This window comes from uncultured Roseovarius sp. (genome assembly GCF_947259555.1).
GTDB lineage: Bacteria > Pseudomonadota > Alphaproteobacteria > Rhodobacterales > Rhodobacteraceae > Roseovarius.
Genome location: NZ_CAMYMD010000109.1, coordinates 1 through 18,949 on the forward strand (window position 1 = coordinate 1; position 18,949 = coordinate 18,949).

The 18,949-nt window shown below is 63.9% G+C and carries 17 protein-coding genes; 11 read left to right on the plus strand and 6 right to left on the minus strand.

The features are described from left to right. Nucleotides 1-166: 166 nt before the first annotated feature. The 4 genes from Q0X85_RS19275 to Q0X85_RS19290 all read right to left on the minus strand — a co-directional run bounded on the left by Q0X85_RS19275 (nt 167) and on the right by Q0X85_RS19290 (nt 3,278). Nucleotides 167-694 (minus strand): TetR/AcrR family transcriptional regulator, encoded by a 528-nt coding sequence (locus tag Q0X85_RS19275; protein ID WP_297774717.1) that lies wholly within the window; start codon nt 692-694, stop codon nt 167-169. Nucleotides 695-988: 294 nt separating this feature from the next. Then, nucleotides 989-1,939: a sterol desaturase family protein gene (locus Q0X85_RS19280; RefSeq protein ID WP_297774718.1), complete on the minus strand. Its 951-nt coding sequence runs from the start codon at nt 1,937-1,939 to the stop codon at nt 989-991. Next, nucleotides 1,936-2,328, minus strand: coding sequence for a hypothetical protein (locus Q0X85_RS19285; RefSeq protein WP_297774719.1), 393 nt, complete (start codon nt 2,326-2,328; stop codon nt 1,936-1,938). Before Q0X85_RS19285 ends, Q0X85_RS19280 begins: the two co-directional genes overlap by 4 nt. Nucleotides 2,329-2,387: 59 nt before the next feature. Then, complete coding sequence (locus Q0X85_RS19290; protein ID WP_297774721.1) at nt 2,388-3,278, minus strand: DMT family transporter; 891 nt, start codon at nt 3,276-3,278, stop codon at nt 2,388-2,390. Between the two features lie 316 nt (nt 3,279-3,594). Between Q0X85_RS19290 and Q0X85_RS19295 the strand changes: the two genes are divergently transcribed. From Q0X85_RS19295 to hflX, 11 genes are all read left to right on the plus strand, one after another. Beyond that, nucleotides 3,595-4,770 carry an aspartate aminotransferase family protein gene (locus tag Q0X85_RS19295; protein WP_297774723.1) on the plus strand — a complete coding sequence of 392 codons (1,176 nt, stop codon included), beginning with the start codon at nt 3,595-3,597 and terminating at the stop codon, nt 4,768-4,770. 78 nt (nt 4,771-4,848) lie between these two features. Next, nucleotides 4,849-5,775 (plus strand): ornithine carbamoyltransferase, encoded by a 927-nt coding sequence (gene argF / locus Q0X85_RS19300; protein ID WP_297774725.1) that lies wholly within the window; start codon nt 4,849-4,851, stop codon nt 5,773-5,775. Nucleotides 5,776-5,899: 124 nt separating this feature from the next. Continuing rightward, on the plus strand, nt 5,900-7,300 hold the full coding sequence (gndA, locus tag Q0X85_RS19305) for an NADP-dependent phosphogluconate dehydrogenase (RefSeq protein ID WP_297774726.1): 1,401 nt from the start codon (nt 5,900-5,902) through the stop codon (nt 7,298-7,300). 39 nt (nt 7,301-7,339) lie between these two features. Further along, complete coding sequence (locus Q0X85_RS19310; protein ID WP_297774727.1) at nt 7,340-8,098, plus strand: biotin--[acetyl-CoA-carboxylase] ligase; 759 nt, start codon at nt 7,340-7,342, stop codon at nt 8,096-8,098. 15 nt (nt 8,099-8,113) lie between these two features. Next, nucleotides 8,114-8,884, plus strand: a complete 771-nt coding sequence (locus Q0X85_RS19315; protein ID WP_297774728.1) for a type III pantothenate kinase — start codon at nt 8,114-8,116, stop codon at nt 8,882-8,884. Nucleotides 8,885-8,890: 6 nt separating this feature from the next. Beyond that, on the plus strand, nt 8,891-10,558 hold the full coding sequence (locus Q0X85_RS19320) for a ribonuclease J (protein ID WP_297774730.1): 1,668 nt from the start codon (nt 8,891-8,893) through the stop codon (nt 10,556-10,558). A gap of 17 nt (nt 10,559-10,575) precedes the next feature. Next, entirely contained in the window at nt 10,576-11,085 is a 510-nt protein-coding gene (locus Q0X85_RS19325) for a DUF2478 domain-containing protein (RefSeq protein ID WP_297774731.1), read from the plus strand. Nucleotides 11,086-11,162: 77 nt separating this feature from the next. Then, nucleotides 11,163-12,542 carry a Trk system potassium transporter TrkA gene (gene trkA / locus Q0X85_RS19330; protein WP_297774733.1) on the plus strand — a complete coding sequence of 460 codons (1,380 nt, stop codon included), beginning with the start codon at nt 11,163-11,165 and terminating at the stop codon, nt 12,540-12,542. A 4-nt stretch (nt 12,543-12,546) separates the two neighbouring features. Next, nucleotides 12,547-14,067, plus strand: a complete 1,521-nt coding sequence (locus Q0X85_RS19335; protein ID WP_297774734.1) for a potassium transporter TrkG — start codon at nt 12,547-12,549, stop codon at nt 14,065-14,067. Nucleotides 14,068-14,212: 145 nt separating this feature from the next. Then, the gene (gene hfq, locus Q0X85_RS19340) at nt 14,213-14,452 is read left to right on the plus strand and encodes an RNA chaperone Hfq (protein WP_008283145.1); all 240 of its coding nucleotides are present in this window, start codon (nt 14,213-14,215) and stop codon (nt 14,450-14,452) included. Beyond that, a complete protein-coding gene (hflX, locus tag Q0X85_RS19345) occupies nt 14,452-15,726 on the plus strand; it encodes a GTPase HflX (protein ID WP_297774736.1) in 1,275 nt (424 codons plus the stop codon). Before hfq ends, hflX begins: the two co-directional genes overlap by 1 nt. Before the next feature lie 14 nt (nt 15,727-15,740). Here the strand turns inward: hflX and glmS are convergent, their stop codons facing one another. Together glmS and glmU are read right to left on the minus strand one after the other, a co-directional pair. Beyond that, nucleotides 15,741-17,564: a glutamine--fructose-6-phosphate transaminase (isomerizing) gene (gene glmS / locus Q0X85_RS19350; protein ID WP_297774737.1), complete on the minus strand. Its 1,824-nt coding sequence runs from the start codon at nt 17,562-17,564 to the stop codon at nt 15,741-15,743. Further along, nucleotides 17,564-18,919, minus strand: coding sequence for a bifunctional UDP-N-acetylglucosamine diphosphorylase/glucosamine-1-phosphate N-acetyltransferase GlmU (gene glmU / locus Q0X85_RS19355; RefSeq protein WP_297774739.1), 1,356 nt, complete (start codon nt 18,917-18,919; stop codon nt 17,564-17,566). Before glmU ends, glmS begins: the two co-directional genes overlap by 1 nt. Between the last annotated feature and the right edge of the window lie 30 nt (nt 18,920-18,949).

Sequence of the window (18,949 nt, forward strand, 5' to 3'; positions counted from 1 at the left end):
CGCGTGCGGCGGCGCCGGCGCTCTTGCCTCTGTGGGAGGCCGGGCCTGTCCTGCGCGCGGCGACGCGGCACCCGGCATCGGTCACCGAAGGCACGCTCGACCCGGCCCCGGCGCGCAGCAGGCTGATGCTGATGCTTCGGGCGATGTCGGGACGGTGGTAGGGCACTCAGCCGACGAGGCTGCGCACCTGCGCAAGGATCGCGGGAATCGACGGGCTGTCTTTATTGGCGCGCCGCACCACCATCAGGCCGATCAGCAGTCCCTGTAACACCTTGGCGGTTCCGATCGTGTCGGTCGGCGGGGTCTCGCTTTGCGCGAGGCATACGGCGAAGAATGCCTCGACCTTGCCCATGCTGGCATCGACCATTGCCGCAACTTCTGGGTCATGTGGGGCGAGTTCCATGGCGGAATTGATCATCAGACAACCGCCTGGCATCTGCGAATTGCCCTCTGCCGCGACATCGAATGCCGCGAGGATCGCATCTGTTGGGCTGCGCTCATGGAGGAGCTGCTCAAGAAAACCGGTGCGGTAGGTGTCGTCGTAATGCCGCAGCGCGCGCAGGAAGAGGGCACGCTTGTTGCCGAAGCCCGCATAGAGGCTGCCACGGTTGAGGCCGGTCGCGGCGGTGAGGTTGGCCATCGACGTGCCCTGGTAGCCATGCGTCCAAAAGGCGATCATCGCCGCCTCGAGCACCTTGGCTTCGTCATATGTCTTTTCCCAAGGCATGATCGCTCCGACTGCGCTGCAGGTCCTTGGCCGGTGACCGCGGCGGACCCGCAATCAGGGCTCACGTCACCCCCGACACCCTGAACAAGACTGAGTAATGGGCCTTGCACAAGGTGTCGGGTAAGACAAGGGCCGTCATCTGCTGGAGCAGTCCGACCGTCCCGGATCTTAACGCAAGTGATGGCGCGAGAGCGCTTCTTGTTGTAGGCGCGTTTGGAACGATCGGTCAAATAACAAAACCGTGGAAGTTGCGTGAACCAACTATGGGTGGTGTTCGGGTGACGGCGGCAATCCGGGCGTGCCTGCGACATCGGGGTTCTGGTACACGTGGCGCGCCTTGATCGCAGTCGAGGTCTCGCGGCTGCCGTCATGGCTCCAGCCCGGGGGCATGACGCAATAGTTGAGCCGCTCGCGCCAAGTCAGCCCCGGCTGCGTGGCATCATGGTAAATGCCGACCCATTCGTGAAAGGCAACGCGGATCGGGTTGAATGTGCCTAAGTTGTGAACGAGCCCGTAATCGACCTTCTCCTCGTCCATCTCTGGCACAAAAGTGCCGAACAGCTTGTCCCAGACGATGAACACCCCCGCATAGTTGCAATCGAGATAGCGCGGGTTGCGCCCGTGATGGACGCGGTGATGCGAGGGTGTGTTCATCACGGCCTCGAACCAGCGGGGCATCTTGCCGATGGCCTCGGTATGGATCCAGAACTGGTAGATCAGGTTGAGCCCGCCGACGAACAGCACCATGGCGGGGTGAAAGCCCAGCAAGATCAGCGGCGTGCGCACCACCATCATGAAGGTGAAGGTGCCGGTCCATGTCTGGCGCAGCGCCGTGGTCAGGTTGTAGTGCTGCGAGGAATGGTGATTGACATGGGAGGCCCAGACCCAGCGGATGCGGTGGCCAAACCGGTGCACCCAGTAATAGCGCAGATCGTCCAGCACGAAGCAGAGCGCGATGACACCGAAGGAGGTGCCGAGATCAATCGGTGTAATCTCCCACAGCAGCACGAAAAAGCCATAGGCGACGAAGCCCAGCAAGATGCCGGAGGCCACGTTGCCCGCCCCCATCATGAGCGAGGTGAGCGCGTCGCGCGTCTCGTAGCGCCCGCCACGGCCCTTGATGACGATCCACAGCAGTTCGGCGAGGATGGCGGCGATGAAGAGCGGCACCGCCCAGTTCACCACGTCGGGAAAGGCGGTCATATCGGTCATGCGGTCTCCTTCAGCGCGTCTTGCCACGCGGCGGCCTCGTCTGGATCAAGACTGAGGTGAATGCGCGGCGCGGTATAGTCGGGCAGGTCGAGCCGCAGCCCGGTCTTGGTCCGGCGTGTCCGCGCGCCGGTGAGGTAGCGCGCGGTGGTATCCGCGCCCATCGGCCAGACCACGCCGCGCCCGGTCTCGGTCTCGATCAGGGCGGCGGAGTGGTCTTGGCAGAGCGTCACATACCGGGGAGCATCGCCCGGAAACTCGCGCAGCCATGCCGCCCTTGCCGCCACCTGGTCCGGCAGTGTCGCGCGGCGCGAGAGGCCAAGCATATGCAGCAGCACCGCGATGCACGCGATACCCAGAACGACCATTGGCAACAGGATGCTCAGTGGCATGGTCCCCTCCCTTCTTGCTGGATTTAGCCAAAGGCCGGGCGCGTTTGTCAAAGGTGGCGTTACGTCACCGGTGCGCGGCGGCGCCCCTCGCGCCAGACCAGAAGGCCCGCGCCGCAGAGCACGACGGTCGCGCCGGTGACCGAGACCCAATCCGGCCAGACCCCGAAGATCACCCCGTCATAGAGCGCCGCAAAGACCAGCGCGGTGTAAAAGAACGGCGCCACATAACTTGCATCGCCGCGCGCCATGGCGTTGACGAAACAGGCTTGCGCAAGGGCCATCAACAGCCCGATACCGACCAGGGCGGCCCATTGTGCGGCTGTGGGCGCGGCCCAGACCCAGATCACTGCGAAGGTCGCTAGCCCCAGGCCGATGGCGTTGTTGATCAGCAGGATCTGCCACGGTCCTTCGCGCCCCGAGAGGCGCTTGATATAGATGAGTTCGGCCCCCATACAGACTGCGGCACCAAGTGCGAGCAATGCGCCGGTCTCGATCACGCCGCCGCCGGGGCGGGTCAGGATCGCTGCCCCGGCAAGGGCAATGACGGCGGCACCCCAGCGCAGACGCCCGACCTTTTCGCCCAAAAGCGGGATGGCGAGCATCATCGCGAAAACCGGGCTGAGAAAGCTGATCGCGGTGGCATCCGACAGTGGAATGAAGGCTGCGGCGGCGAACATCAGCGTGACCCCGCCCCAACCGAGACCCGAGCGTTTCACATGGGTGATCAGGTCGGGCCGGGTGAACACCGGCCGCACAAGGCCGACCGTGACCGCGATGGCCAGAAAGGCGAAGAGAAAGCGCCCGTGGCTGACCTGTAGCGCATGCAGCGGGGGCCCGAGCGTGTCGGTCCCCAATGCCTTGGCGAGCAGTGTCGTGCCTGCCAGCAAGGCGGCGGCCAGAAGCGTCAGCAGGGCGGCAAGGCCGGGATTGGGGGCGCGGGGGATGAACATGCGCGCAGCTTTGACCCGCTGCGCAAGGCGCTGCAAGCCGGAATGGCTCCGCCACGCGCGCCGGCACCCAATCCGCTGGCGTGGTTGCCGCATGATTTCGCTTTCTTTCAGTCGCGAAACCGGCTAACCGCATGCCATGATCACCAGCGCGACATATACCCAGACCCGACGCCGACGCACCCGCGTCTGACGTCCCGTCCCCTCGTGATCCCGGCGCAGTGTGCGCCAGTTCTCCCAAATGCCCAAATACCCAAACGATTGACTTGGCCCCGCCCTTGCGGCACTCAAAGGGCCTCTTGTTGACAAGGAACCTGCCATGATCCCGTCGATCCTGCCGACTTATAACCGCGCGCCGCTCTCGTTCGTCAAAGGCGAGGGCGCCTGGCTGATCGAGGCCGATGGGCGCCGCTTTCTCGATCTCGGCGCCGGGATCGCGGTCAATGCCATGGGCCACGCGCATCCTGCGCTGGTGGCGGCGCTGACCGAACAGGCGGGCAAGCTGTGGCATACCTCGAACCTCTACCAGATCCCTGCGCAGCAGGAGCTGGCCGACCGTCTGGTCGAGGCGACGTTTGCCGATACGGTGTTCTTCACCAATTCCGGCACCGAGGCCTGCGAGCTGGCGGTCAAGATGGCGCGCAAGTTCTTCTACGATGCAGGCCAGCCGGAGCGGACCGATATCATCGCCTTCGAGGGCGCGTTTCATGGCCGCTCCTCGGCGGGCATCGCCGCTGCGGGATCGGAGAAGATGACCAAGGGCTTCGGGCCGCTTTTGCCCGGCTTCAAACATGTGCCCTGGGGCGACCACGACGCATTCAAGGCGGCCATCGACGACACGACCGCCGCGATCCTGATCGAGCCTGTGCAGGGTGAGGGCGGCATTCGCCCGCTGCCCGATCAATGCCTCAAGGGGCTGCGCGACCTTTGTGACGAGCGCGGCATCCTGCTGATCCTCGATGAGGTGCAGTGCGGGGTGGGGCGCACGGGGCGGCTCTTCGCGCATGAGTGGGCGGGTGTTGCGCCCGATATCATGATGGTCGCCAAGGGCATCGGCGGCGGTTTTCCCCTGGGCGCGGTTCTGGCCACGGAACGCGCCGCTGCGGGGATGGGCGCGGGTACCCATGGCTCGACCTATGGCGGCAATCCGCTGGGCTGTGCCGTGGGTTGTGCTGTGATGGCGCATGTCGCCACGCCCGAATTCCTCGGCGAGGTCAACCGCAAGGCCGGGCTGATGCGGCAGCGTCTGGAGGGGCTGGTCGCGGCGCATCCTGATGTCTTTACCGGCGTTCGGGGGCTGGGGCTGATGCTGGGGCTGGAATGCAAGGCCGTCAACACCGATGTGGTCAAGGCAGGCTATGACGCGCTGGTCGCCACGGTGCCTGCTGCCGATAACGTGATCCGCCTGCTGCCGCCGCTCACCATCACTGACGATGAAATCGCCGAGGCGGTCACCCGTCTCGACGCCGCCGCCACCGCCTTGAAAACCGCCTGATCTTCTTCTGGCCCGAAATATCCCGGGGGTGTGGGGGCTGGCCCCCACATGGACCCGATTGCAAAAGCGAACACTGACATGACCCATTTCCTCGACATCCACAAAACCGATCCGGCCGAGTTGCGGGCGATCATAGATCAGGCGCGCCAGATGAAAGACGCGCGCAATGGTCACCCGCGCGGCACGCCCGATGCCGAACAGCCGCTGGCAGGGCGGATGGTGGCGCTCATTTTCGAGAAGCCCTCGACGCGCACGCGGGTGTCGTTCGACGTGGGGGTGCGGCAGATGGGCGGGCAGACGATGGTTCTGTCGGGCACTGACATGCAGTTGGGCCATGGCGAGACGATTGCCGACACCGCGCGGGTGCTGTCGCGCTATGTCGATATGATCATGATCCGCACCTTCGACGAGTCGGTGCTGCTGGAGATGGCCGAATACTCCGATGTGCCGGTGATCAATGGGCTGACCGATCGCACCCATCCGTGCCAGATCATGGCCGATATCCTGACCTATGAGGAGCATCGCGGGCCGATCACCGGCAAGAAGGTGGTCTGGTCGGGCGACGGCAACAATGTCTGCGCGTCCTTTCTGCATGCCGCCGGGCAGTTCGGGTTTGACTTGACCTTTACCGGGCCGATGCAGCTCGATCCGGAGCCGGAATTCATCGGTGTCGCGCGCAAGGCGGGCAGCACGATCACCATCGAGCGCGACCCTGCCAAGGCGGTCGAGGGCGCCGATCTGATTGTGACAGACACATGGGTCAGCATGCATGACAGCCAATCCACCAAGGAGCGCCGCCACAACATGCTGCGGCCCTATCAGGTCAATGACAGGCTGATGGCGCAGGCGAAACCCGATGCGCTGTTCATGCATTGCCTGCCCGCGCATCGCGGCGAGGAGGTGACGTCGGATGTGATGGACGGCCCGTCCTCGGTGATTTTTGACGAGGCCGAGAACCGCCTGCATGCGCAAAAGGCGATCATGCGCTGGACGCTCGGGGTGTGAGGCGGGGCGTGACGGGGCGTGACGCGAGATCCTCCGGTCGAGCCGGAGGATGACGTTGGCCTTGTGCTGTCGTCGCCCTCGGGCGTAGCCTGAGCCACGGACGATGGCGATAGCAGGGGGTGGCATGGGCAAGGCGCAGATCGGGGTCTACGGGCTTGGCACCATGGGCAGCGCGCTGGCGCTCAACATGGCAGAGCACGGCGTTGACGTGGCCGTGACCAACCGCGAGGCCGACTGGATCGCGCCCTTCATGACTGAGGCGGGCGATCTGGCGGCGCGTCTGCATCCGCATGAGGAACTGGCCGCGTTCGTCGCGGCCCTCGCCACCCCGCGTGTCATATTGTTCATGATCCCCTCGGGGGCGCCTATGGACGCGATGCTGGAGCAGATCATGCCGCTGCTGGCCCCCGGCGACACGGTGATCGACGGCGGCAATGCCGATTTTCATGCGACCCGTCGCCGGGCCGCCGCGCTGGCCAAGCAGGATCTGCATTTCGTCGGCATGGGCGTTTCGGGCGGCGAGGCGGGGGCGCGGCATGGCCCGTCGATGATGGTCGGCGGCAGCGCGCATAGCTGGCGGCAGGTGCACCCCATCCTCACAGCCATCGCGGCGCGCTACGAGGACAGCCCCTGCGTAGCGCATCTTGGCCCCGACGGGGCCGGGCATTTCGTCAAGACCGTGCATAACGGCATCGAGTATGCCGACATGCAGGTGATCGCCGAAATCTACAGCCTGCTGCGCAACGGGCTGGCGCTGCCGCCTGCCGAGATCGGCGCGCTGTTCGAGGCATGGAATGCCGGGCCGCTGCGGTCGTATCTGGTGGAGATCACCGCCAAGCTGTTGACCTATGCCGATCCCGAGACCGGCCATCCGATGGTCGACGTGATCAAGGATGCCGCCGGTCAAAAGGGCACCGGGCGCTGGAGCGTGATCGAGGCGCTGCGAATGGGGCAATCCGCGAGCATGCTCGAGGCTGCCGTGGGCGCGCGCAGCTGGTCCTCGGAGAAGGAGACGCGGCAAGCGGCGGAGGCGGTTCTTGGCGGCGCGGTTGGCGCGATCGAGGCCAGCCCTGATGTTCTGGCCGAGGCGTTTCTGGCGGCGCGCATCCTAGCCCATGCGCAGGGGTTTCGGGTGCTGGCGTCGGCGTCGGAGGAGTACGACTGGTCGCTGGATTTCGGCAGTATCGCGCGGATCTGGCGGGCGGGGTGTATCATCCGCTCGGCGCTTCTGGACGAGATCGCCATCGCCTTTGAGGGCGATCTGCCGGAGGGTCAGCTGATCCTCGATCCTGGTCTGGCGCAGACCCTTGCGCGCTGTGTGCCGGCGCTGCGGCAGGTCGTGGGCAGCGCTGTGCATGGCGGGCATCCTGTGCCCGCGCTGAGCGCCGGGCTGGCGTGGTATGACAGCATGCGATTGGGCCATGGCAGCGCCAACATGATCCAGGCGCAGCGCGACATGTTCGGGCATCACGGGTTCGAGCGGCTGGGGCAGGCGGGGCTGCATCACGGGCCGTGGTGGGACTGACGGCACGCGGCGTATTTGAGTATTTGGAGAACAGTGAAGATGGATCACGCAACGAGCTGGCCTGTGGGGTATGGACGTCGGATCCTGGACGTGACCGACAGTACCAATGCAGAAGCCGCGCGCATCGCGTCGCATCTGGCCGGGCCAGAATGGATCATGGCGCGGTCGCAGACTGCGGCACGCGGGCGACGGGGCCGGCCTTGGGTGAACCCGGAAGGCAATTTTGCGGCCACCCTTGTCATGCGTCCGACCGAGAGCCCGGACCGTGTGGCGCTTCGGTCGTTCGTGGCGGCGCTTGCGCTGGATGAGGCGCTTGTGGCGGCAACCGGGCGCGCCGAGGCGTTCGCGCTCAAATGGCCCAATGACGTCCTTTTGAACGGCGGCAAGCTGGCGGGGATTTTGCTCGAGAGTGCGGGCTCGGCAGGCGGGCTGAGCCATTTCGCGATCGGTATCGGGGTAAACCTGCGCGCCGCCCCGGACGTGGCAGAGATCGAGACGGGCGCGGTGCGCCCGGTGTCGCTCATGTCGGAGACCGGGATTGCCATCGGGCCCGAGGATTTTCTTGACCTCCTGGCCCCGGCCTACGCCCGGCTGGAAGCGCAATTCGTGGCCTACGGGTTTACGCCGATCCGCAATGCCTGGCTGGCGCGGGCGGCGCGATTGGGCGAGGTCATCACGGCGCGGACCTCGCGCGACAGCCACGAGGGAACGTTCGAGACGGTGGACGAGGCGGGTAATCTCGTTTTAATGACCGCGCGCGGGCGGCAGGCGATCCCTGCCGCCGAAGTATTCTTTTGACGAAAGGCGTGGCGGATGCTCCTCGCGATTGACTGCGGCAACACAAACACGGTTTTCTCGATCTGGGACGGTGAGACGTTTCTATGTACGCTTCGCACCTCGACCGAGCATCAGCGCACGGCGGATCAGTATTTCGTCTGGTTCTCGACCCTGCTGGAGCATTATGGGCTGAGGCCCGATATCTCTGGTGTCATCATCAGCTCGACCGTGCCGCGCGTGGTGTTCAACCTCCGGGTCTTTTCCGACCGCTATTTCAATTGCCGCCCGCTGGTGGTGGGCAAGCCTGAATGCCGCCTGCCGGTCGATGTGCGGGTGGATGCGGGCACGCAGGTGGGGCCGGACCGTTTGGTGAATACGGTCGCGGGCTATGATCTATATGGCGGTGATCTCATCATCGTGGATTTTGGCACCGCCACGACGTTTGACGTGGTCGACAGCGACGGCGCCTATATCGGCGGGGTGATCGCGCCGGGCGTGAACCTGTCGCTTCAGGCGCTCCATGAGGCGGCGGCGGCGCTGCCGCATATCGATGTGACCAAGCCGGACCGCGTGATCGGCACCAATACGGTCGATTGCATGAAATCGGGTGTGTTCTGGGGTTATGTCGGTTTGATTGATGGGATATGTCACCGCGTAAAGGCCGAACATGGCCGCGCCATGACGGTGATCGCAACAGGTGGGCTGGCACCGTTATTCCAGCAAGGGACGGACATGTTCGACATGTTCGAGGACAATCTGACGATGCACGGGCTGACCGTGATATTCGAGACCAACAAGGAGGGCTGACGCCCCATGAGCAGTGAACGTCTGATCTATCTGCCCCTCGGCGGGGCGGGTGAAATCGGTATGAATGCCTATGTCTACGGCTATGGAAAGCCGGGCAAGGAGAAGTTGATACTGGTCGATCTCGGGGTGACCTTTCCGGACATGGATGGCACGCCCGGCGTCGACCTGATCCTGCCGGACATCACCTGGCTGGAAGCGCGCAAGACTGACCTTGAGGCGGTGTTCATCACCCATGCCCATGAGGACCACGTCGGTGCCGTGGCGCATTACTATGAGCGCCTGGGTGCCCCGATCCATGCGCGCGCGTTCACCGCCAATATCGCGCGGCGCAAGATGGAAGAGCACGGCCATCCTGAAAAGGCGGTCAAGACCGTCTCGCCCTGGCCGGAGACTGTCACGGCGGGGCCGTTCACCGTGGGGTTCGTGCCGATCTCTCACTCCATCCCCGAAAGCTCGGGTCTCGTGATCGACAGCCCCGGCGGGCGCATCGTGCATACCGGCGATTTCAAGATCGACGATAACCCGGTTGTGGGCGAGCCGTTTGACCGAGATCTCTGGGCGAGCCTGGCCGAGCCGGGTGTGAAGGCGCTGGTGTGTGATTCGACCAATGTCTTCAGTCATCACGAAGGCCGCTCTGAAAGCAGTGTCGGCGATCCGATCACCGAGCTGGTGCAGCGCTCCAAGGGGATGTTCGTCTGTACCACGTTTGCCAGCAACGTGGCGCGCGTCAAGACGCTGGCCGAGGCCGGTGAGCGGGCGGGGCGCTCTGTCTGCCTGATGGGGCGGGCGATGCGACGGATGATCGAGGCGGCGGTCGAGACTGGTGTGCTGAAAGGCTTTCCCAAGACCGTGAGCCCGGAAGAGGCGGGCGGTATCCCGCGCGAGAGCCTGATGCTCATCGTGACCGGCAGTCAGGGGGAGCGGCGCGCCGCGAGTGCGCAACTCGCCAATGGCAAATACAACGGCATGGTGCTCAAGGATGGGGACACGTTCCTGTTTTCCTCCAAGACCATTCCGGGCAATGAGCGCGGTGTCATCCGTATCATCAACCAGTTTTCCGAGAAGGGTGTCGATGTTGTCGAGGGCGATGATCGCTATCACGTCTCGGGCCATGCCAATCGCCCCGATCTTGATGAGATGCACAAGCTGGTCAAGCCGCAGATGGTCATTCCCATGCATGGTGAGCACCGGCATCTGCGCGAGCACGTAAAGCTGGCCAACAGCAATCGCCTGAAGGGTGTTCTGGCGGTGAACGGCATGATGATCGACCTGAGCGGCAATGCGCCCAAGGTGGCCGAATATGTCGAAACCGGGCGCACGTATCTGGATGGCTCTGTGCAGGTGGGCGCGCTCGACGGGATCGTGCGGGACCGTATCCGCATGGCCTTGAACGGCCATGTCATGGTGAATGTCATTCTGGATGAGGACGACGAGCCGTTGGGCGAACCGTGGGTCGAGATCATGGGGCTGGCTGAAACCGGTCGGTCGCGCGCGCCGCTTGTCGATGTGCTGGAAGAAGATCTGGCGCAGTTTCTGGGCCGGGCCGGGGCCAAGACGATGACCGACGATGCCAAGCTGGAGGAGGGCTTGCGCCGTGTCGCGCGGCAGAGCAGCCAGACCGAGATCGGCAAGCGGCCCGAGGTGACGGTGGTCATAAGCCGCCTGACGGCCTGACGGGAGAGGGATGAGCGATGCATATCGCCTATGTCATGGCAGAGGGCCGGGGAGAGACGGATCTTTTGTTATATGACCTGGCCCGCGCGGCAAGGGCGCGTGGGCTGAGCCTTGCGGGGACGGTGCAGGTCAACAGCAACTGCGGCGATGATCGCCCCTGCGACATGGATGTCGAGGTGCTGCCGGATGGTCCGGTGATCCGGATATCGCAGAGCCTTGGGCCGGGCGCGAAGGGCTGCAGGCTCGATCCGTCGCAGTTGGAGCTTGCGGTCGCCGCCGCCGAGGCGCGGCTTGCGGCCGGGTGCGATCTGGTGATCGTCAACAAGTTTGGCAAGCATGAGGCCGAGGGACGTGGCTTTCGCGGGCTGATTGGGGAGGCTCTGGCGCGCGATGTGCCGGTTCTTGTCGGGGTCAACCGTCTGAATATCCCGCATTTCCTGGATTTCATTGGGGCAGGCGCCGACCTTCGCCAACCTGTGCTGCCGGATCTTCTGGAATGGTTGGATGGCGTGCACTCGCCGGCCTGAGCCGGGCCCGATAAGGGAATTGACCGGGCACGGGCCATCTGTCATGCAGCAAGTTCAGTCAGTATGAGGCAAGGGCGATGAAGGTCATCATCTGCGGGGCCGGTCAGGTGGGCTGGCAAATCGCGCGGCACCTCTCGGGCGAGCGCAACGATGTGACAGTGGTGGACAACAATCCCGATCTCGTGCGCCGGGCGACCGATACGCTCGATGTTCAGGGGATCACCGGCTTTGCCTCTTATCCGGACGTTCTGGACCGGGCGGGCGCGCGGGATGCCGACATGATCATTGCCGCCACCTATTCCGACGAGGTCAACATGGTGACCTGTCAGGTGGCGCATTCGGTTTTCGGCATCAGCCGCAAGGTCGCGCGGCTGCGCAGCCAATCCTACCTCGATGCGATCTATTCCGATCTCTACCGTCGCGATCATATGCCGATTGACGTGGTCATCAGCCCCGAACGCGAGGTGGCTCAGGCGGCGCTGCAAAGATTGGCCGCGCCTGCGGCGTTTGATACCGAGCGGTTCATGGGCGGGGCGGCGCAGCTGATGGGCATCCGCCTTGCAGAGGATTGCCCCGTGCTCAACACGCCGCTCCGGCAGTTGAGTGACCTGTTTTCGACATTGCGCGTGGTCGTTCTGGCGGTGCGCCGCGACGGGCGGCTCTTTGCGCCGGAATCGGGCGATCAGCTGTTTGCCGGTGACGAATGCTATCTGTTCGTGCCGACCGAGGACGTGCCTCGTACGCTCGACGTCTTTGGCAAGTCGCAAAAAAAGCAGGAGCGCGTGGTCGTTATCGGCGGTGGCAATATCGGGTTGGCCGTGGCGCAGGCGCTGGAGAAGCGCAGCGGCGGGCGGATTCGGGCCAAGGTGATCGAAAAAAACCGCGCGCAGGCCGAACGCGCCGCCGATGCGCTTGAGCGCACGATCGTTCTGAACGGGGACGGGCTCAACGCCGCGCTTCTGGCCGAGGCGGGGATCGCGCGCGCGGATGCGGTGCTCGTGGTCACGGATGACGACAAGACCAACATGCTTGCGGCGGTCCGCGCCAAGACCGAAGGGTGCCCGTTTGCGGTGGCGCTGATCAATGATCCGACCATGGTGCCGCTGCTCGAACCGCTGGGCGTCGACGCCTATATCAACCCGCGGGCCACAACGGTCAGTTCGATCCTGCGGCACATCCGGCACGGCAAGGTGCGCGGGGTCTATTCCGTCGGCGATGCCGAGGGCGAGGTGATCGAGGCAGAGGTGATGTCGACCTCTTCCATCGCGGGGGCCGCGTTGCGCGATATCGACTTTCCTGAAGGGGTTCTTCTGGGCGGTGTCAAAAAGGGTGAAAAGCTGCACAAACCCTCGGGCGGATTGCGGATCGAGGCCGGGGATGTGATCGTGATCTTTGCTCTCGCGGCGGATGTGGCAGCGGTTGAAAAGCTGTTGCAGGTCTCGATCGACTACTTCTGATCCGATGATTGCGCGGCTGCTCACCTTTCCATTGATCCTCATTCTCGCCGGCGTTTCTGCGCTGATGATGTTCCTGCCGGCGATTGATGCCCTGATGCGCGACGACACCAGCGTGGCGCGTGCGTTTGGCTTTTCCGGGATTCTCGGATTGTCCTTGGTGGCGGTCGTCGGGCTGGCGCTGTCGGGGCGTTTCGATCGCAAGATGAACGATACCCAGAACCTGATGTCGTTGTTGCTCGCCTATCTGGCCTTGCCGCTTTTTCTGGCCTTGCCGTTCTACGAGGGCGTCGAGAACACCACATATCTCAATGCGTATTTTGAGATGGTCTCGAGTTTGACGACGACGGGGGCCACGCTGTTTGGGGCCTCGGGGCGGCTTGTTGACAGTCTGCATCTCTGGCGCGCCTTGGTGGGATGGGGTGGCGGACTGTTGATTTGGGTGTCGGCCTCGGCGGTGCTCGCGCCGCTCAGCCTAGGCGGTTTCGAAGTCACCGCGCGCGGAGAGCCGGGGCAGGACGAGACGGTGCTTGGCCGGTTCGAGCGGGCGAGCCCTGCCAAGCGGCTGGCGCAATCCACCGCGGTTCTGGCCCCGGTCTATGTCGGACTGACCGGCGCCTTGTGGATGATCCTGATGATGGGCGGTGAGCGCGCCTTTGTCGCGGCGGTGCATGCCATGTCGACCATGGCGACAAGCGGCATCTCTTCGATCGGCGGGGTGCAGAACGGTGCGGCGGGCTTTGCCGGAGAATTCGCGATTTTTCTGTTTCTATTCTTTGCGCTGTCGCGGCTGACGTTTTCCTCTGACACGGTCACGGCGGCGCGTCCGGGCGTTCTGAACGACCCCGAGTTTCGCCTTGGCATCGTGCTCTTGATTGGCGTGCCGTCGATCCTGTTTCTGCGCCACTGGCTTGCGACGCTCGGGATTGACGATACAGAAAATTGGAGCTTGGCCCTTCAGGCGCTTTGGGGGGCGGTCTTTACGGTGCTGTCGTTTCTGTCGACCACCGGCTTTGAGAGTGCCGACTGGCAGGCGGCGCGCGACTGGTCGGGATTGGGCACGCCGGGCCTGATCTTGCTGGGACTGTCGCTGATTGGCGGTGGCGTGGCGACCACGGCGGGAGGCGTCAAGCTGCTGCGGGTCTATGCGCTCTATCTGCATGCAAGGCGGGAAACAGAGCGGCTCATTCATCCATCCTCTGTCGGGCGCGCGACGGGAGCCGGACGGCGCATCAGACGGCAGGGCGCGTATATCGCATGGATCTTCTTCATGTTGTTCGCCATGTCGGTGACTTTTGTCACTGCGCTTTTGGCGGTGTTCGGGCAAGATTTCGAATCGGGACTCATTCTCGCCATTTCGGGCCTGTCGACCACGGGCCCGCTCGTTCTGATGGCGAGTGAGGCGCCGATCCGCCTGTTGGAACTGAGTGCGGGGGCGAAGCTGGCCTATGCCGGGGCGATGGTGCTGGGGCGGTTGGAAACACTGGCGCTCATCGCGTTGCTCAACCCCTCGATCTGGCGCGATTAGCGAGTGTGACCACACAGTCGCGCAGTCTGGAATGATTTTACTTTTTGGGCTGGAAAGTCAGACGCTGGCACGACATACTCGGGTCTGAATGACAGATCACACGCGCCGGTACGCGGCGCTTGCAAGAAAAAAGGCAGGAAGGCGAATGGCTTCTGATCGACAAAATCTGCAGGATGCGTTTCTCAATCAGGTGCGCAAGACCAAGATCCCGGTGACGGTTTTTCTGATCAACGGGGTAAAGCTGCAGGGCGTGATCACCTGGTTCGACAATTTCTGCATCCTTTTGCGCCGGGATGGTCAATCGCAACTGGTCTACAAGCATGCGGTGTCAACAATCATGCCGTCGCAGCCTGTAAACCTCTATGATGGTGACGACGCCAATTGATGGACCACGCGCGCCCGATTACCCGGGCATGGGTCATCCACCCTGATATTGCCGGTGCCGATCGCACCCGTGACCCTGCACTCGCTCTGGAAGAGGCGGTCTCTTTGGCGCATGCGCTGCCCGATATCGAGGTCGTGGGCGCGGATGTGGTGCGGTTGCGCAAGCCCGATGCCGGGCGGCTCTTTGGCAAGGGCAAGCTTGAAGAGTTACATCAGACCATCGGCGCGGCGGAGGCGGATCTCGTTTTGGTCGATGGTCCGGTCACACCCGTGCAGCAACGCAATCTTGAGAAGGCGTTGGGCGTCAAGCTGCTGGATCGCACCGGGTTGATCCTGGAGATTTTCAGCGACCGTGCGGCCACGCGCGAGGGTGTATTGCAGGTCGAGATGGCGGCGCTCAGCTATCAGCGCACGCGGTTGGTGCGGGCCTGGACACACCTTGAGCGGCAGCGTGGCGGGCTTGGCTTTGTCGGGGGGCCCGGCGAGACGCAGATCGAGGCGGACCGGCGTGCAATTGACGAGCAGCTCGTGCGATTGCGCCGACAGTTGGAAAAAGTCGTCAAGACCCGGACGCTGCATCGCGCCGCGCGGGCCAAGGTGCCGTTTCCGATCGTGGCGCTGGTGGGCTATACCAATGCGGGCAAGTCCACGCTGTTCAACCGGCTGACCGGGGCCGAGGTGATGGTCAAGGACATGCTCTTTGCCACGCTCGACCCGACCATGCGGCGCATACAGCTGCCGGGTGGTGGTCCCGAGGTGATCCTGTCGGACACCGTGGGCTTTATCAGCGACCTGCCGACCGAATTGGTCGCGGCGTTTCGGGCGACGCTGGAGGAGGTGCTGGAGGCTGATCTGATCTGTCACGTGCGCGACATTTCGCACCCCGAGACGGCCGCGCAGGCACGGGATGTGGCGACGATCCTTGAAAGCCTCGGGGTGCGCGACACCACCCCTCAGATCGAGGTGTGGAACAAGATCGACCGCCTTGCGGACGATGCGCGCGCGGCCGCCATGACGCAGGCGGCGCGGCAAGACGGGGTGTTGGCGCTGTCCGCGATCACCGGGCAGGGCATCGACGATCTGGTCTCGGCCGTCACGCAGGCGCTATCTGATGTGACGCATGAAAGCGAACTGCACCTGCGGTTCGACGAGGGGCGCAAGCGGGCCTGGCTCTTTGAGAAGGACCTGGTCGAGGACGAGCGTCAGACAGAAGACGGGTTCGCGCTGAGGGTGCGCTGGTCTGCCCGGCAGGAAGCCCAATTCAACGATATGTGACCGCCGGTTGCGTGCTATTCGACGGTGACGGATTTCGCCAGATTTCGCGGTTGATCGACGTCTGTGCCTTTTGCGACAGCGGTGTGATAGGCAAGGAGCTGGGCAGGCACGGCATAGAGCAAGGGCGTGAGGATCGGGTCGATTCCCGGCATTGTAACGCTTTGCCAGACCTCGCCCCCAGCGGCTGCAACACCTTGCGCGTCAGAGACGAGCAGGATGCGCCCGCCTCGGGCCATGACCTCTTGCATGTTGGACACGGTCTTGTCGAACAGGGCGTCGCAGGGGGCCATGACGATCACCGGCATGGTGTCGTCAATAAGTGCGATGGGGCCGTGCTTCAGCTCGCCGGATGCATAAGCTTCGGCGTGTATATAGCTGATTTCCTTTAGTTTTAATGCGCCTTCGAGGGCCAGGGGAAACATAAGCCCGCGCCCCAGAAACAGTGCGTTCTGCGAGGTCGAGAGTTGTCGTGCAATCGCCTTGAGGTGGTTGTCACGCTCCATCGCGGTGATCAGCGTGGCGGGCAGGGCGCGCAAGGACGACAGGAGATCTTCCAGCCGCTCATCGTCGATTCGGCCGCGCTGATGTGCGGCCTTGAGGGCCAGGAGCAAGAGCACGGTCAACTGGCATGTGAACGCCTTGGTCGAGGCGACACCGATCTCGACGCCGGCATGAATCGGCAAGGCGAGATCGCTCTCGCGTGCAATCGAGCTTTCGGGAACATTGATCACCGAAATGATGCGCGACGCGCGGCCGGTGCAGTATCGCAACGCGGCGAGCGTATCGGCGGTTTCGCCGGACTGGCTTACGAACAGGGCGACCGTGCCGGGACTGATCGGCGGCTCGCGATAGCGGAATTCCGAGGCGATGTCGACGTCGACGGGCAGCCCCGCCAATTGCTCGAACCAATATTTGGCCGTGAGGCAGGCATAATACGCGGTGCCGCAGGCGACCATCGTCAAACGCTCGATCTGCGCAAAATCCGGCGAGGTGTCGGGCAGGACGATGTCGCGCCCGTCTTGCCCAAGGTAATGCCCGAGCGCATCCCCGATGACAGAGGGCTGTTCGGCGATTTCCTTGGCCATGAAATGCCGATGACCGGCCTTGTCGACGCGGGCGCTGTCGATCTCGATGGTTTTCACCGGGCGCATTGCCGGGTTTCCATTGATATCCGTTATCAGGAGGTTCTGGCGCGTGATGACGGCCACGTCGCCTTCTTCGAGATAGGTGATGCGGTCGGTCATGGACCCGAGCGCAATGGCGTCGGAGCCCACGAACATCTCGTCATCGCCGTGTCCGATGGCCAGCGGACTGCCCTTGCGTGCGGCGATCAGCAGATCCGGAAAGCCGTCGAACAGAAACAAAAGCGCATAGGCGCCTTCGAGTTTGGCGATGGTGGCGCGTGCCGCGTCTTCCGGGCCCATGCCCTGCGACATGTGGAAATGCGTCAGCAGCGCCACAGTTTCTGTATCGGTGTCGGTCTCGTGGCCCATGCCTGCGGCGGCCAGATCGGCGCGCAGGTTGCGGAAATTCTCGATGATCCCGTTATGGACAACGGCGACGGGGCCGGATCTGTGCGGATGGGCGTTGGCCTCGGTCGGGGCGCCATGGGTCGCCCACCTAGTATGGCCGATCCCGGCCTTGCCGGCCAGAGGCTGATGCACAAGCAAATCCGAGAGATTGTCGAGCTTGCCGACCGCCCGGCGCCTTTCAAGGTGCCCCTCCTGGAGTGTGGCGATACCAGCGCTGTCATAGCCCCTGTATTCCAGACGCTTGAGAGCCTCTGCCAGCAGGGGGGCCGCCTCATGATTGCCAAGTACTCCGACGATCCCGCACATTATTCTGCAACCTTACTGCGTCTCGACGCTTTGGATCTCAATGTTTCAAAAAGTTTGCGCGCCATGCCCGGTTTTTCGACCTGCTCGGCGCGCGCAATCGCGAGTGCACCGGCGGCTACGTCGCGGGTGATCACGGAGCCGGACCCTGTCATCGCCTCGTCACCGAGTGTAACCGGAGCCACGAGCATGGTGTTGGAGCCGACAAACACCCGCGCGCCGATGATGGTTTCATGCTTGCCGACGCCATCGTAATTGCAGGTGATGGTGCCCGCGCCGATATTGCTCGCCTCGCCGACCTGCGCATCGCCGATGTAGCTGAGGTGATTGACCTTGGCCGCCTCGCCGATGAGCGCATTCTTGACCTCGACGAAATTGCCGATGCGGGCGTCCTCGGACAGCTCTGTGCCCGGGCGCAGCCGCGCATAGGGGCCGACCACGGCGCCGCGCGCGACGTGGCAGCCTTCGAGATGGGAGAACGCCCGGATATGCGCGCCGGTCTCGACGGTGACACCGGGGCCGAACACCACGTAGGGCTCTACCAGACAGTCGCGCCCGAGGTATGTGTCATGCCCGAATTGCACCGTATCGGGGGCGGTGAGCGTGACCCCGTTTTCCAGCGCCTCGGCGCGCTTGCGGGCCTGAAAGGCCGATTCGGCGATGGCCAGCTCGGCGCGGGAATTGATGCCCATCGTCTCGGTCTCGTCACAGGTCGCCGCCGTCGCCGAGAAGCCGCGCGCGCGGGCGAGTGCGACGATGTCGGTCAGGTAGTACTCGCCGGACGCGTTGTCATTGGTCACCTGCGAGATGAGCTCGAACAGCAGCCGCGCAGGCGCAAGGATCACGCCGCTGTTGCACAGCGAGATCGCGCTCTCGGCCGGCGTCGCATCCTTGAACTCGACGATGCGGTCAAGGGTATCGCCCTCGGTGACGAGCCGCCCGTAGCGGCCCGGATCGGCCGCCTCGAAGCCAAGCACCACGATGTCATGATCCGCGCGCGCCGATTGCATTCGCTCAAGCGTTTCGGGTTGGATGAAGGGCGTGTCACCGTAAAGCACAAGCGCGTCGCCGTCGTAATCGGCAAGCAGCGGTGCCGCCTGGTCGACGGCATTTGCAGTGCCCAGTTGTTCGTTCTGGATCACCACGCGGGCGCGCGCGTCGCATTCGAGCGCGGCCTTGCGAACCGCCTCGGCGCCGTGACCGGCCACGACGATCACGTGATCGGGATCAAGGGTGGCACCAGCGGCCATCGCATGCGCGAGCATCGGGGCGCCGGCAATCGGGTGCAGCACCTTGGGGAGGTCCGATTTCATGCGTGTCCCGCGTCCTGCGGCAAGAACGATCAGTGCCGTCGCCATCTGATTTCCTTTGTATTCCATCGGCGTCCG